Below are 14,487 nucleotides of genomic sequence, written 5' to 3' on the forward strand. Positions count from 1 at the left end.
AAAAAAACAAATTATTAACTACTGAAAATGCAGTATTTAGTATTTTTGGGAAACAAAAAATTTTCTCTACGACAGCAATTATGGTAAAACTCTACATTTAAATTTAATAGTCAATTATCCTTAAATATTAGAGCAGAATATGAAGAAAACAATTGTTCCGGTTATTGTAACCGCAGCCATCACTTCTGTAGCGACTATGTGGGGCTTCCATAAGTTTTCAGACAAACCCCTTTTCGCTACATCAGACAGTAAAATACCTATTCATTACGTTTCAGATGCCGGAGCGACTGCAACACAGCCAGTCGATTTTTCCCCTGCGGCAGAATCGGCCGTTCCATCAGTAGTACATGTCAAAACACTGACACAAGGTAAAACTTATGTAGCACAGGACCCCTTTGGATTTTATGGTCCCCAGCAATACCGCACACCCGACCAGATGGGTGCAGGTTCAGGTGTTATTATTTCCGGCGATGGTTATATCATTACGAATAACCATGTGGTTCAGGGCGCAGACCAGGTACAGGTCACATTTAATGATCGCAATACACAAATTGCAAAAGTTATCGGTACAGATCCATCTACAGATATTGCCGTTTTAAAAATTGACGGAAGCGATTTGCCCTACATGACATTAGGTAATTCCGACAATGTAAAATTAGGCCAATGGGTGCTTGCAGTTGGTTATCCGCTGAATCTGGATGCAACTGTAACAGCAGGTATTGTCAGTGCCAAAAGCAGAAATCTCGGCATGAACGAACGTAGCTCCAAAACCAATGCTGTAGAATCATATATTCAAACCGATGCCGCCGTAAATCCGGGGAACAGCGGCGGTGCTTTGGTAAATGCACAAGGCCAATTGGTAGGAATCAATGCAGCCATTGCTTCCCCGACAGGAAGCTACGCAGGTTATTCTTATGCAATTCCTTCTAATCTCGCTGTGAAAGTAGCCAATGACATTATCAAATATGGTTCTGTACAACGGGGTTATTTAGGTGCGCAACTTGCAGATTTGAATAAAATGAATGAAGAATCAGCAGAGCAATTAGGCTTGAGAAGCGGTGATTTCAAAAATGCCAGAGGCGTATTTGTTATAAATGTATTGCCTAACAGCGGCGCAGCAGAAGCTGGCTTGAAAAAAGGAGATTTGATAACAATGATTAACGGAACAGCTGTAAACAGCCAACCGCAATTGACAGAACAGGTAGCACGTTTTCATCCGGGTGACAAAGTAAGCATTGGCTATATGCGTGGAGGAAAGCCTTATAATGTTTCGGTAGAATTGAAAAACATGTCCGGTACCACAGCTATTAATAAATCATCAGGAACATTTGCTTACTCCGGTGCAAGTTTCAGAAACCTTACAGAAAGTGAAATGTCTAAATATGGCATTAAGGGTGGCATTGTTGTAAATGATATAGTCGCAGGTTCTACGGCACAGCAAGCCAATATCCAAAAAGGTTTCATTATTATCAGTGCCAATGATGAAAAAATAAATGACCTGAATGATTTTCAGAGTATCATAAGCCAATCCGGCAACGGCATACAACTCGGCGGCGTTTATCCCGGCCGCAGAGGCATGTATTATTATGGCTTGAATAACGGATCGGAAAGCAATTATTAACCCCCCTTTTGTGTGAATAAAACCTTGTTGCATTATAGGCAGCAAGGTTTTTTATTGCAAATAAAACAGGATACTTATATTGCAGTATAAAACCAGCATTTGTCGGAAAGCATATCCATATTTAAAAAATTACGTCGTAATAAACCCGGCATGATAGCTTTGTGCGTGATTTTTATAACAATACTTTTAGCCATTTTCGCTTATCCCTTATCGCCCGATAATACGCCTCTGGCCAATAACATGACAGTGGAATTGAGCGCACAAAAAGCAGGTTACAGGCAAACTTTTTTATTGATTCCCAAACAAAGAGTACCTGAACCTACCAATATTTTCAAAGCTTTCTTCCAAGGAAAACCAAGCCCGTATTCATTTCTGCCTGTTAATAATTTTTTCGTAAAGGCTGACACCCTATATGCAAGACATCATGTTGACAACGGCATAGAAGATACCCTTAAATACCCTGTCCTTGCATTCAATGTGCCATCAGGCACAACAAATGTTACTGATTGGATTAGAGAAAACAGAGTAATAAGCCGTCATTATTTATTAGGCACAGACCGATATGGAAGGGATATTCTTTCAAGGCTTTTAATCGGTACAAGAGTCAGCCTGACAGTTGGATTCGTATCTGTTCTCCTTTCTTTAAGCATTGGCTTTTTTCTTGGCTCTATGGCAGGATGGCATGGTGGTTGGATTGACAATCTGGTCATGTATCTCATCAATATCCTCTGGTCTATTCCTACACTTTTATTGGTTTTTGCTATTACACTTAGTATTGGCAAAGGTTTCTGGGAAATTTTTATTGCCATCGGATTAACCTCATGGGTAAGCGCTGCAAGGCTCATCCGCGGACAAGTGATGCAATTGAAAGAAATGGATTTTGTAGTTGCTGCGAAAGCTTTAGGATTGAAAGACAGCAGAATTATTTTCAGGCATATATTACCAAATATTGCAGGGCCGCTTATGGTAATCGCAGCAGCAAACTTTGCAACAGCCATTCTTATAGAAGCCGGACTCAGTTTTCTTGGTGTTGGCGTGCAACCTCCCACTCCTTCCTGGGGGTTAATGATTAAAGAACATTATAACTTCCTTATTGCCGGGCAACCTTTGCCTGCCATCATTCCGGGTTTAGCTATCATGGTTTTGGTTTTGGCCTTCAATCTTTTGGGAAATGCGTTAAGGGATGCCATTGACGTGCGGAATTAATCACATCAATCAAATAAATCATAGTTTCAGACCATTTTCATTATTTTTGCTGCCATAAAAATATAGCTAATTCCGCTTGCAGACATTTGCAGCGCATTTAATATAAATCATGTTACAAATTCAGTTATTCAGAACGGACAAGAACCGCATTATTGAAGGCTTGCAAAAAAAGAACTTCAAAGACCTTCAAATCGTTGACGCTATTATTTCTTTAGACGAAGAAAAAAGAAATATCCAGCAACAAAGCGAAGCACTTGCCGCATCATCCAATGCCATTTCAAAAAGCATTGGCCAGTTAATGGCAACCGGTAAAAAAGAAGAAGCTGAACAAAAGAAACAAGAGGTTGCACAACAAAAAGAAGAAGCAAAAGCATTGGCTGCAAAACTTGCCGATGCAGAACAACAATTGCATGACCTGATTGTAAGTTTGCCAAATCTGCCACATACATCTGTACCTGCCGGAAAAACACCGGAAGAAAATGAAATTGTACGTGAAGGTGGCAAAATGCCTGAGCTTCATGCCGAAGCAAAACCACATTGGGAACTAACTGAAAAGTATGACCTGATTGACTTTGAACTTGGCACGAGAATTACCGGAAGCGGGTTTCCTGTGTATAAAAACAAGGGTGCAAGGCTGCAACGTGCTTTGATTCAATATTTTCTGGATTATAACACAGAAGCAGGTTATACTGAGTTTCAGGTACCATTGATGGTAAATGAAGAAAGTGCTTACGGCACCGGTCAATTACCTGATAAAGAAGGTCAGATGTACCATATTCAGGATGACAAATTCTTCCTGATCCCTACTTCAGAAGTGCCTTTGACTAATATTTACAGAGATGAAATTGTGAAAGAAACACAATTGCCTGTAAAGATGACCGGCTATACACCTTGTTTTCGTCGCGAAGCAGGAAGCTATGGTAAAGATGTGCGTGGACTGAACCGTTTACACCAGTTTGACAAAGTAGAAATCGTGCAGATTGCACATCCTGACAAAAGCTATGATACATTGGAAGGGATGGTAAAACATGTTGAACAATTATTGCAAAACCTGGAATTACCTTACCGTATATTACGCTTGTGTGGTGGCGATATGAGTTTCACTTCTGCATTGACTTATGACTTTGAAGTATATAGCGCAGCACAACAACGCTGGCTGGAAGTAAGCTCTGTATCTAACTTTGAGAGCTACCAGACAAACAGGATGAAGATTCGCTTCAAAGATGAAAGCGGTAAAATACATCTGGCACACTCTTTAAATGGAAGTTCATTAGCTTTACCACGTATCATGGCTTGCCTGATGGAAAACAACCAACAGGAAGATGGCATTCACTTACCTTCGGTTCTTGGCAAATACATGAAGGATTTGATTTTAAATTAATTGATACAATTTTTTAGTACAAAACGAATTTTATGATACAACGTATTCAATCAGTATGGTTATTGGTAGCTGCCATAGTAATGGCAAGCCTGTTTTATTTTCCGACCTACGAATTTACAGGAGGCAGCAAACCTCCCTTAACAATCGGTGAAGATTTTCTGGCTATCATTATGACCGCAATCAGCATCGGATTAAGCCTTTTCACTATCTTCAATTTCAAAAAAAGAAAGCAACAAACCGGTCTGACCTGGCTTAATATTTTGCTATGTATCGGGCTGCAGGTTTGGTTGGTAGTTCGTGTAAATAACATTACCACAAGCGGTATAAACATGAGTATTCCCGGCCATTACTGGATCGGATTGTTTATTCCTTTCATCACTGTCATTTTATTATTCCTTGCCAAAAGCGGCATTAATAAAGATGAAAAACTGGTGAAATCATTGGACAGGTTAAGATAGTTTTTTGAATCAATATGAAGAACGCTCTGTAACCGATTCATGTTATGGAGCGTTTTGTTTTAATAGATTAATGCAAAATGGATTTACAGGCAATTCAATACTATTGTGCCTATCAGGAAAGATGCCATAGCGAAGTAAGAAGTAAATTACTGGAACTGGGTTTCAGGGGCGATGAGCTTGAAGAAGCGATCGCTTCTTTGATTGCCGATAATTTCCTGAATGAAGAACGCTATGCACAACAATATTGCGGCGGAAAATTCAGAATTAATAAATGGGGACGCAAAAAAATAATTCAGGAATTAAAGAAGAAAAAAGTATCTGATTTCTGTATCAAAAAGGGCCTGAAAGAAATTGATGCACAGGAATATTGGGAAACATTGCAACAGCTTACAAAAAAGAAGATGTCAGAAATTAATTCCAAAGAAAAAAACATATGGATACGAAAACAAAAATTGCAACGTTATCTTATACAAAAAGGCTATGAGTCAGACCTGATAAACGACGTTATGAAAGAGGCCTGATTTAACATGTGGTGGAAAAGTAAATTTAAATAATAAGATGAATTGAATAAATTTGCTTTAGACATCTATTAAGACCCGAAAAGACAAAGGATATGGTACAGCAAGTAACAGAAGGGGTAAGTATAACTGTGGAAACATTTTATCAACCGGAGCAAAGTAATCCGCTCAATTCGGATTATCTCTTTGCTTATCGCATCACTATCGAGAATTTTTCTTCCGTGCCTGTTAAATTACTCCGCAGACATTGGCATATTATCGATTCCAATGGCAATCACAGACAAGTAGAAGGTGAAGGTGTTGTCGGGGCTCAACCTATTTTAGAATCGGGAGAAGCTTATCAATATGTAAGCGCGGCAAGTCTCCGGAGCGATATGGGCAAAATGTATGGTGATTATCAGATGGAAAATCTATATAACAAGAAACTATTTTCAGTTACTATTCCCGAATTTGAATTAGTCGCTCCTTTTAAAATGAACTAAAAAAAACAGGCTTAACGGCCTGTTTTTTTATCAGGATCCCCTATCTTTAATTACCAAATCGCATTCATGGAAAGATTGAAATACAATCTTACATGAAAAAAAGAAAATTCAGTTTTCAACCTTATCCGTTTATCATGCTTTTAGCGGCATTGATAACGGGAATTTTATTGCAGGATAATTTACAAAGCATTTCGCTATCAACCTGGCTTGCAGGCTTAATAACATCTGCCGTAATTTCTATCTTATTGCATTTACTTTCTTCAAAGTATGCTATCCAATCATTTTTCGGGAATGCCTTATTGATATTGTCTTTTGTTTTTCTCGGCGGAATAATCTGCTATCTTCAAAATGACAGTAACATCACTTCATGGTATGGTAAGTATTTAAACCGGAGACAGGCATTGAAAATACAATTGGACGAAACACCAATTGAAAAGCCCAAAACCTTATTATTAAAAACATCTGTAAAAGCAATCAGCATAAATAATAAATGGATTGCTGCAGAAGGTAAACTATGGGTCTATGTCTACAAGAAAAACAATAATAAACAATTCAATAACGGGCAAACGTTCATTATTCCAAATGAGTTGGTTGAAATCAAATCATCCGGTAATCCCTTTGCATTCGACCAGAGTAAATATGCAAACAGAAATGGCCTTTATCATCAGTGTTTCCTGAGTAATGAAAAAATACTTCTGTTGGATTCAAATAATTCAAAATCAAGTCTGATAAGTAATCTAAGAACATCCCTGAAAAATGTCATTAGTAAAAACATAGAAGACACAACTACTAAAGCGCTGATACTTGCTATGGTAGTGAATGACAGAACGCAGCTTGAACCAGAATTAGTGAATGCTTACTCCCTGACCGGCACCACTCATATTATTGCGATTTCAGGCATGCACGTTATATTACTGGCATCTATCATTCTTTTTATCATTGGCAAAATACCTTTGAGGCATGTTAAAAACAGTAGATACTTATGGGCAATGGTTCTGGTCTGGATATACATTGCCATAACAGGTTTTCCACCTTCTGCAGTAAGGGCTGCTGTAATGTTCAGCCTGTATGCCATCGGAAACTCTCTTAAAAGAGACAGCCAACAAGTGAATACATGGGCTGCATCCGGTTTTATATTATTATGCTATAACCCCTATTGGATATATGATGTAGGCTTTCAGCTTTCTTTTCTTGCAGTGCTTTCCATCTTGTTATTTACCAAAAGCATTGTTGAATGGTGGCAACCGAAGAACCACATTTTAGATGTTTTATGGAAAACCATTGCCATCGGAATTTCCGTTCAGATTTTAGTTTTCCCATTGGTTATTTATTACTTCAATCAGTTTCCGTTAATGGGTTTCATTGCCAATATTCCGGCTGGGTTATTCAGCACTATTTTAATGATTGGCACTATAATATTGATTACAATAAACAGTCTTGGTCTTTCAGCAATCTGGATTGGAAAATTATTGACGTATCTTACCAAAGCCTTTCACAGCTTTCTTTTCATCCTATCTGAATTATCACCTGAAAGTTTTCGGATGTTATATATTGATGCTGTTGACTATTGGATAACAATGGCGATAATAATTTGCTTTTGCACTTTTCTTTATTTCAGGAAATCAATGCAACTTTTTGCAGGATTAGCTTTCAGCATATTGCTGGTCATTAACTTTATAAGAAAAGATTGGATTGCATTTCATCAGGAAAAGATTATTGTCTATAATACAACCAATGAAAGCAATGTTTCTATCATTAAAGGACATGACATTTTTCATATCTATCCTTACAATGAAAAAACATATAAATATGCTATTAAACCTGCAATACTTGGATTTCGCGTTAAAGAAACCAAGCCGGAAAATGATTCGGGTAATATATTTTATATCAACAACAAGAAAATTCTTTTGCTTGGTTCCGGCGATATACAACAGCAGCAAACTTTTCCGGTTGATGTTTTAGTCGTTTCAAACAATTGCACATTTGAACCTGAAACATGGTTTGAAACCTTTCATCCTAAACTGATAATCATTGATGGAAGTTTACCAAGATGGAAAGCGATGAAATGGAAAGAAACATTGACACATGCAGGCGCAAAGACAAGGTGGGTACAGGATTCGGGTGCATGCGTTTACCCCGGGTTATAATAATAATTCAGATTCCGCATATGTTTTCAGATTTGTGAACTTTTGAAAAGTTGACAAATCTTTTTGAGCTTACAATGGTATATATAGCGACTCGGTCGGGACGGACCGATAGATACTAACTTGTTACAGCAACATAAAATTATCACCGTCGTTCAGAAACGGAAAATGGTTCCTGATTTCTTTTAAAGAATCCGGTTGTAAGGTATAAGTAAAAACAGCTTCTTCATCAGCTTGCTGCCAGATGATTTCACCGACAGGATTCACCAACATGCTATCACCGCTATGGTAAATGCCATTCCCATCTTCCCCTACTCTGTTAACACCAACAACATAACTCTGGTTTTCGATTGCACGTGCTTGCAACAAGGTTTTCCAGGGATGGCTTCTGCGTTGCGGCCAGTTAGCGACATATACCAATACGTCATAAGCCGGACTTTCGTCCGATCCTGATAATGGCTTTTGCCTTGCCCAAACAGGAAATCGCAAATCATAGCAAACCATAAGACATATTTTCCAACCATTTACCTGCACAATCAACCGTTTTTCACCAGCCGTATAATGTTTGTCTTCACCTGCAAAACCAAAGAGATGTCTTTTGTCGTAATGATAAAACTGGCCGTTAGGCAGCATCCAGATAAGACGATTATAATAGTGCCCGGCTTCTTCAATAATAATACTGCCTGATATAATTTTACGATGCTTCCGGGACATATCCTTCATCCACTGAAAAGTAGGCCCTTCCATTGTTTCGGCCAATTCTTCAGGCTTCATACTAAAACCTGTGCTGAACATCTCAGGTAGAAAAACAACCTGTGTTTCATTGGGAATTTTATCAAACTTTGCAGAAAATTGTTCTAAATTTTTTGCTTTATCTTCCCAATAAAGATTGCTTTGGACGAGGCTTATTGTAAGTGGTTGCATGCTGCAAATTAACCAATTTCATAGAAAAAGGTCGTCCTAAACAAGACGACCCTAAACATCTGTGTATGAAAGAGACATTTAAATTCCTAAGAAACGTATTCCGATACAATATGGATTTTGCACCAAACTATTCTGATACATATTGGTAACCTGATAAGTGGCATATAAGCGAATGTAATTTTCAATGCCAATCTCCCCGCTCAGGTTAAGGTTAAAACGTTGAAAGTTAAACTGGTCATGGTTCTTCTGCTTACCACGTTCATCTGATATTTGTTTGGTCCAGGTATCGAAAGCATATCCGCCAATGGCGCCGACGCCATACACCAACCAGAAGCCTTTTGCCATGCGGGTTTTGAAATTCAGCATCAACGGAATGCTTGCATACGCGAAAGCCAGTTTGTTCTTGCTGAAGCTTACCGAATCTTCAATCACCATTGGGCTGGTGGTATTCAGATAAGATATATTTTTGGTAAACCTGAAATTGTAGAACTGCATACCCACACCGGAATACAAAAGGATCTTCTGTCCTTTAGATTTAAACAAAGTATAGTCAAACAACACAGGCCATATGTTTACGTTGATGGACTTGGACGTACGCATTGAAAAAAGATTGCCGTTCTTCCTGTCGCCCGGAACCTGCAGGTATTGTTGCGCTCCGGCGCTGCTGTAATCCGTTCTGTCATTCAATGCATTCACGCCAAGATCAAGCGAGATAAAGTGTACATGGAAACGTTTGGGAGCTAAGCTATCTTTCTTTTTATTCGAAACAACTACCCCGCCGGAGCCAATTGAAATATAGCCTCCCTGCTTTGATGAACTTGCTAACGTATCTTTTTGAAAGTTAATTGCTTTTTTCCCCGATATAGTGGTATCCACACGATACCCATCCATCGTTGGCGCCTTTGAAGTAGAATTTTGTGCATAGATAGCTGAAGCACAGACACAGCAAGCTATAGATAAAATGAGTTGTTTCATCTTTTTGTGATTTTTATTTTATCTGATTATTTTCCTATTGTAAATTCTTTATTGCCAAGTTGTATTGAAACCGCAGAAATACGGAGCGATTTTGTTTTTTCTGCAACCTTATCTTTCAATGTTTCAACCTGTGCAATAAGGTTATTGAAAAGTGTTGATTTTTCTGATTCCAAATCATCGTTATTACTCACCAGGGTATTATTAACCGGAATATTATCAATGTTCTCCACCGGTATTTCCGCTGCAATTATTTTACCATAAGGTTTAACATCCATCATCTTTAAACCGGCTACATGAAGGCTGTTCAGGGGTTGAACTTTAGGTACCGATACAACTGCAATAGTTGATATATTCTTTGCAACAGTAATGTTTTTCTTACTTACCGGATGCCTGGTAACCGGCTTTAATATTTCTTTGGTATCATTTTTCTGTATAGCTAATGATTGCCCGGAAGTGGTGTCCGTTACTATATCTTCGCTTGAATGATATGTCACCAAAGGTTCCGTTACAATAGTTTTTTTATGCATCATTTGGAAGAAAATACCTGCAACTATAATTACTGCAATGGCTGCCGCCCAGGCTGTATAATGCTGCTTCTTTTTAAATAGCAGGACAACAGCTTCTTCCTTCAACAATATTGCTTTGTCTTCAAATACGACTGTCTCAGGCTCAAGCTTTGTCAGCAAATATTCATCCAGCAAAGTTTTATATTCAGGCGAACTTTCTATAAAAGCCATAACTTTTTCTTCGTCCGTTTTACTCAGCTCGCCGTCTAACAACAGCAGCAGATATTCTTCTATATTCCCTTTATTAATGTCCATGATATTTATAGAATGAAATCTTTGTGTACTAAATAATTTTTCAAAACCTTTCTCGCCCTATGCAGATAAACCTTCACTTGTGTCTCATTCAAATTGGTAAGTTTCGCAATCTCTTCGTAACTATATCCTTCATAATCTTTCAGCAAAATCAAATTGCGTGATTGTTCGTCCAGTTTACCGAGCGCTGTTTGCAGAATATATTTCAGATCATTGTTCTTTGGTTGTTCGGATAAAAAATTTTCATGAATATCATTTGTAACAATCGTTCGCTTCTTTAACCTGTGGTAATCCATGCACTTCCGGTAAGCTACTGTGAACAAAAAACTCTTCGCCTTATCCGGCAAAACTTCCAGCCGCTTCTCCCACAAAACAGAGAAAGCATGTTGCGCTACATCCTTTCCGTTTTCACTACAACCGGTACTTTTAAATGCAAACCTGTAAAGGCTGTCAGCCCATTCATGTACGCAATGATTGTATTCGGAAGTAGTCATTTATAAGTATATCGGAGCAGGAAAAAAAAAGTTACAAAATCACGAAAATATTTTTCAAAAAAATAACCCGGCCTTTAAAGCCGGGTTATTTATCAATTATATAAAATCAGATTAAGCCTCTACTGACACTTTTGGTGCAGCAGCCAGAATTTCTTCGTTAGCCTGATCAGCATATTTTTCAAAGTTCTTCACGAATAAACCAGCTAATTCGGCCGCTTTTTTATCGTAAGCTTCTTTATCTTCCCAAGTGTCACGTGGATTCAGGATTTCAGAAGGTACATTTGGAACCGAAGTCGGCATCATTACACCAAATACATTGTTAGGAGTATATTCGACATTATCCAATGCGCCATTCATAGCTGCAGTAATCATGGAACGTGTATGTTTCAGGCTCATACGATGACCTGTACCATAAGCGCCACCGCTCCATCCTGTATTAATCAACCATACGTTTACTTCCGGATGCTCTTCCAGTTTTTTACCTAAAAGCTCCGCATATTTAGTTGGGTGCAAAGGCAAGAAAACTCTTCCGAAACAAGCAGAGAAAGTAGTCTGCGGTTCTGTAACACCTACTTCAGTACCGGCAACTTTTGCAGTATAACCACTTATAAAGTGATACATCGCTTGTCCTTTAGTCAATTTTGAAATCGGAGGAAGGATACCAAAAGCATCGCAGGTAAGGAAGAAAATGTTTTTAGGTTCGCCACCGTAAGATGGATCCTTGGCATTTTCAATATGATAGATCGGATATGCTGCTCTTGTATTCTCAGTAATGCTGCCATCATGATAATCTACTTCTTTGCTTCCTTGTTTGAAAACGATGTTTTCCAGCAAAGCGCCCGGCTTAACCGCCCTGAAAATTTCAGGTTCTTTTTCCGCACTCAGGTCTATACATTTTGCATAGCAACCACCTTCAAAATTGAAGACAGAACCGTTAGCCCATCCATGTTCATCATCACCAATCAAAGCACGGTTAGGATCAGCACTCAAAGTTGTTTTACCTGTACCGCTCAATCCGAAGAATAATGCAACGTCACCATCCTTGCCTTCGTTGGCAGAGCAGTGCATAGACAATACTTTATGGTCATGCGGCAACACAAAATTCAATACACCGAAAATACCTTTCTTCATTTCACCTGTGTAAGCACTACCACCAATCAAAATGATTTTGCGGGTAAAGTTTACAATCGTGAAATTAGCCTGACGAGTGCCGTCAACAGCCGGATCAGCCTGGAAACTTGGAGCTTGCAGAATTAACCAATCATGATTTTGTGTTTTGATTTCGTCTTCGGAGGGACGTAAAAATAAATCGTTGCAGAACAGGTTAGCCCAAGGGGTTTCGTTTACAACGCGGATATTTAAACGATAAGTGGGGTCTGCACATGCATAAGCATCACGTACCCAAACTTCTTTTCCTGAAAAGTGAGCACACACTTTGTCGAACAATTTATCGAAAGCATCCGGAGCAAAAGGGATATTTACATCACCCCAATCCACCGATTTTTCAGTGATGGCATCTTTAACAGTGAATTTGTCTTTAGGAGAACGGCCGGTAAATTTTCCCGTACTTACGCACAATGCGCCTGTATCGTTCAATTCGCCTTGGCCAAGCTCAAGGGTTTTTTGAGTAAGTTCTTCGGGAGATAGGTTCCAATGAGCAGTTGCAACATTCAATCCCATTTCAGCTAAGTTAGCTGATGCATTTTTCAGGCCGTATTCTTGCATGTTTTTTTCATTTTAAAAACTGGCGCAAAATTAATATAAAATCGAATACGGCGTGTATCATTTAACATCAAAGTGTGGAAATACTCACCTAATAATATATGTTGTTTTTGCTCTTTCAAATTTCATTTTCAATCAAAAACCGTTTGAAAGTAACAAACCTTAATCCCTGATTAATTTCCTTTATATGCCTGACTTGTAAAAGATACATTCAATTAAAAATATCTGAACAAAAAGACTCGAAAATGCTTAACTTAAGCAAAAATTAATTCTAATGAAAATAGCGTTTCACGGTGCGGCCCAGACGGTAACAGGTTCCAAACATTTACTTCACATTCATCCCGATAAAAAGGTACTGCTTGATTGCGGCATGTTTCAGGGCATGGGCAGGGATACATTAAAGCTTAATCAGGAATTCGGATTTGAGCCATTGGAAGTAGACATTGTTATTATTTCTCACGCACATATTGATCACGTTGGCTTATTACCCAAATTGGTAAAAGAGGGGTATAGAGGACCTATATATTTGACCAAGGCAACTGCTGCATTAGCCGAGGTATTACTAAGGGATAGTGCTCATATTCAGGAAATGGATTTAAAATTTGCCAACAAGGTAAAAGCACAGAAAGGCATACCCACAGAAAGTCCGTTATATACTACGGAAGATGCGTTGAAGGTATTTCCATTATTCAAAATATTGGAAATGCAGGAATGGAATAAAATTGATGATCAGATTGAATTATTATATACCGATGCGGGTCATATTCTGGGAAGCACATGCGTTCATCTTAAAATAACGGAAGATGGCAAAACAGTACACCTTACTTTTAGCGGAGACATCGGAAGATACGGAGATGATATTTTGAAATCGCCGGAAACTTTTCCCCAGGCAGATTTTATCATTATGGAATCAACTTATGGCGATAAGCTGCATCCGCTTACCGTTCCTCCTTCGCAACATTTGTTGACGCAAATTGAAACTACTTGCCTGCACAAAAAAGGTAAACTGATCATTCCTGCATTCAGTGTAGGACGCACACAGGAATTGCTTTACGCCCTGAATCAACTGGAATTGGAAAATCGTTTGCCGCGGCTGGATTATTTTGTAGATAGTCCTATGTCGGTAGAAGTAACTGAAGTAGTTAAAAAATTCCCTGAATTATATAATAAAAAGGTAAGGGAAGTTTTAGAAAAAGATGATGATCCCTTTATGTTCACGGGATTGACCATGATTGAAGATGTAGAATTTTCGAAAGGACTGAACTTCAGGAAAGAACCTTGCGTTATTATTTCCGCTTCGGGCATGGCAGAAGCCGGAAGGGTGAAACACCATATAGCCAATAACATAGAGAACCCAAATAATACGATTCTGATAGTAGGCTATTGCGAACCTGAGTCGTTAGGCGGCAGGCTGCGAGCCGGTGCGAAGGAAGTTTCCATCTTCGGACAGGAATACAAAGTACTTGCAGATGTTGTAGTTATTGAAAGCCTGAGTGCGCACGGTGATTATGAAGACATGAGCCAATGGCTTGCGTGTCAGGATCCTCAAAAGGTAAGAAAATTATTCCTGGTGCATGGTGAATATGAAGTACAGCAAAAATTCAAGCAGAGATTACATCGCAAGGGTTTTCATGATATAGAAATCCCAAGGCAGCATGAAGTGATTGGGTTAGGGAAGCTGTAATTTTGATCGCCACGAATGCACGAATAAAAAGGTTATAGATTTCCTTTTTATTCGTGCATT

The 14,487-nt window shown here is 38.7% G+C and carries 13 protein-coding genes; 8 read left to right on the plus strand and 5 right to left on the minus strand.

Translation table 11 applies throughout. The features are described 5' to 3' along the window. The first annotated feature begins 139 nt into the window (after window positions 1-139). The 7 genes from F0919_RS11300 to F0919_RS11330 all read left to right on the plus strand — a co-directional run bounded on the left by F0919_RS11300 (window position 140) and on the right by F0919_RS11330 (window position 7,813). A complete protein-coding gene (locus F0919_RS11300; protein WP_150032878.1) occupies window positions 140-1,621 on the plus strand; it encodes a trypsin-like peptidase domain-containing protein in 1,482 nt (493 codons plus the stop codon). Window positions 1,622-1,720: 99 nt separating this feature from the next. After that, on the plus strand, window positions 1,721-2,827 hold the full coding sequence (locus F0919_RS11305; protein WP_235903501.1) for an ABC transporter permease: 1,107 nt from the start codon (window positions 1,721-1,723) through the stop codon (window positions 2,825-2,827). Between the two features lie 109 nt (window positions 2,828-2,936). Further along, window positions 2,937-4,208, plus strand: a complete 1,272-nt coding sequence (serS, locus tag F0919_RS11310; RefSeq protein WP_150032879.1) for a serine--tRNA ligase — start codon at window positions 2,937-2,939, stop codon at window positions 4,206-4,208. 32 nt (window positions 4,209-4,240) lie between these two features. Beyond that, a complete protein-coding gene (locus F0919_RS11315) occupies window positions 4,241-4,666 on the plus strand; it encodes a DUF4293 domain-containing protein (protein ID WP_150032880.1) in 426 nt (141 codons plus the stop codon). Between the two features lie 77 nt (window positions 4,667-4,743). Further along, window positions 4,744-5,187 (plus strand): regulatory protein RecX, encoded by a 444-nt coding sequence (locus tag F0919_RS11320; RefSeq protein WP_150032881.1) that lies wholly within the window; start codon window positions 4,744-4,746, stop codon window positions 5,185-5,187. Window positions 5,188-5,279: 92 nt separating this feature from the next. Next, window positions 5,280-5,666: a Co2+/Mg2+ efflux protein ApaG gene (gene apaG, locus F0919_RS11325; protein WP_150032882.1), complete on the plus strand. Its 387-nt coding sequence runs from the start codon at window positions 5,280-5,282 to the stop codon at window positions 5,664-5,666. A gap of 92 nt (window positions 5,667-5,758) precedes the next feature. After that, window positions 5,759-7,813, plus strand: a complete 2,055-nt coding sequence (locus F0919_RS11330; RefSeq protein ID WP_150032883.1) for a ComEC/Rec2 family competence protein — start codon at window positions 5,759-5,761, stop codon at window positions 7,811-7,813. A gap of 123 nt (window positions 7,814-7,936) precedes the next feature. On the opposite strand, the gene F0919_RS11335 is transcribed toward F0919_RS11330, so the two are convergent. The 5 genes from F0919_RS11335 to pckA form a co-directional block, all read right to left on the minus strand. Continuing rightward, the gene (locus F0919_RS11335) at window positions 7,937-8,734 is read right to left on the minus strand and encodes an amidohydrolase (protein WP_150032884.1); all 798 of its coding nucleotides are present in this window, start codon (window positions 8,732-8,734) and stop codon (window positions 7,937-7,939) included. Between the two features lie 78 nt (window positions 8,735-8,812). Next, window positions 8,813-9,709 carry a hypothetical protein gene (locus F0919_RS11340; RefSeq protein WP_150032885.1) on the minus strand — a complete coding sequence of 299 codons (897 nt, stop codon included), beginning with the start codon at window positions 9,707-9,709 and terminating at the stop codon, window positions 8,813-8,815. 26 nt (window positions 9,710-9,735) lie between these two features. Further along, complete coding sequence (locus F0919_RS11345; RefSeq protein WP_150032886.1) at window positions 9,736-10,530, minus strand: hypothetical protein; 795 nt, start codon at window positions 10,528-10,530, stop codon at window positions 9,736-9,738. Between the two features lie 5 nt (window positions 10,531-10,535). Beyond that, window positions 10,536-11,021, minus strand: a complete 486-nt coding sequence (locus tag F0919_RS11350) for an RNA polymerase sigma factor (protein ID WP_150032887.1) — start codon at window positions 11,019-11,021, stop codon at window positions 10,536-10,538. Window positions 11,022-11,132: 111 nt separating this feature from the next. After that, the gene (gene pckA / locus F0919_RS11355) at window positions 11,133-12,746 is read right to left on the minus strand and encodes a phosphoenolpyruvate carboxykinase (ATP) (protein WP_150032888.1); all 1,614 of its coding nucleotides are present in this window, start codon (window positions 12,744-12,746) and stop codon (window positions 11,133-11,135) included. 271 nt (window positions 12,747-13,017) lie between these two features. On the opposite strand from pckA, the gene F0919_RS11360 reads away from it, so the two are divergent. Further along, window positions 13,018-14,427, plus strand: coding sequence for an MBL fold metallo-hydrolase (locus tag F0919_RS11360; RefSeq protein ID WP_150032889.1), 1,410 nt, complete (start codon window positions 13,018-13,020; stop codon window positions 14,425-14,427). Window positions 14,428-14,487: the final 60 nt, after the last annotated feature.

Origin of the sequence: Taibaiella lutea, assembly GCF_008629695.1 — a bacterium.
GTDB lineage: Bacteria > Bacteroidota > Bacteroidia > Chitinophagales > Chitinophagaceae > Taibaiella > Taibaiella lutea.

Coding starts and splice junctions, on each gene's coding strand:
- F0919_RS11300 (WP_150032878.1), top strand. CDS start 140: ATGAAGAAAACAATTGTTCCGGTTATTGTAACCGCAGCCATCACTTCT.
- serS (WP_150032879.1), top strand. CDS start 2,937: ATGTTACAAATTCAGTTATTCAGAACGGACAAGAACCGCATTATTGAA.
- F0919_RS11315 (WP_150032880.1), top strand. CDS start 4,241: ATGATACAACGTATTCAATCAGTATGGTTATTGGTAGCTGCCATAGTA.
- F0919_RS11320 (WP_150032881.1), top strand. CDS start 4,744: ATGGATTTACAGGCAATTCAATACTATTGTGCCTATCAGGAAAGATGC.
- apaG (WP_150032882.1), top strand. CDS start 5,280: ATGGTACAGCAAGTAACAGAAGGGGTAAGTATAACTGTGGAAACATTT.
- F0919_RS11330 (WP_150032883.1), top strand. CDS start 5,759: ATGAAAAAAAGAAAATTCAGTTTTCAACCTTATCCGTTTATCATGCTT.
- F0919_RS11335 (WP_150032884.1), bottom strand. CDS start 8,734: ATGCAACCACTTACAATAAGCCTCGTCCAAAGCAATCTTTATTGGGAA.
- F0919_RS11340 (WP_150032885.1), bottom strand. CDS start 9,709: ATGAAACAACTCATTTTATCTATAGCTTGCTGTGTCTGTGCTTCAGCT.
- F0919_RS11345 (WP_150032886.1), bottom strand. CDS start 10,530: ATGGACATTAATAAAGGGAATATAGAAGAATATCTGCTGCTGTTGTTA.
- F0919_RS11350 (WP_150032887.1), bottom strand. CDS start 11,021: ATGACTACTTCCGAATACAATCATTGCGTACATGAATGGGCTGACAGC.
- pckA (WP_150032888.1), bottom strand. CDS start 12,746: ATGCAAGAATACGGCCTGAAAAATGCATCAGCTAACTTAGCTGAAATG.
- F0919_RS11360 (WP_150032889.1), top strand. CDS start 13,018: ATGAAAATAGCGTTTCACGGTGCGGCCCAGACGGTAACAGGTTCCAAA.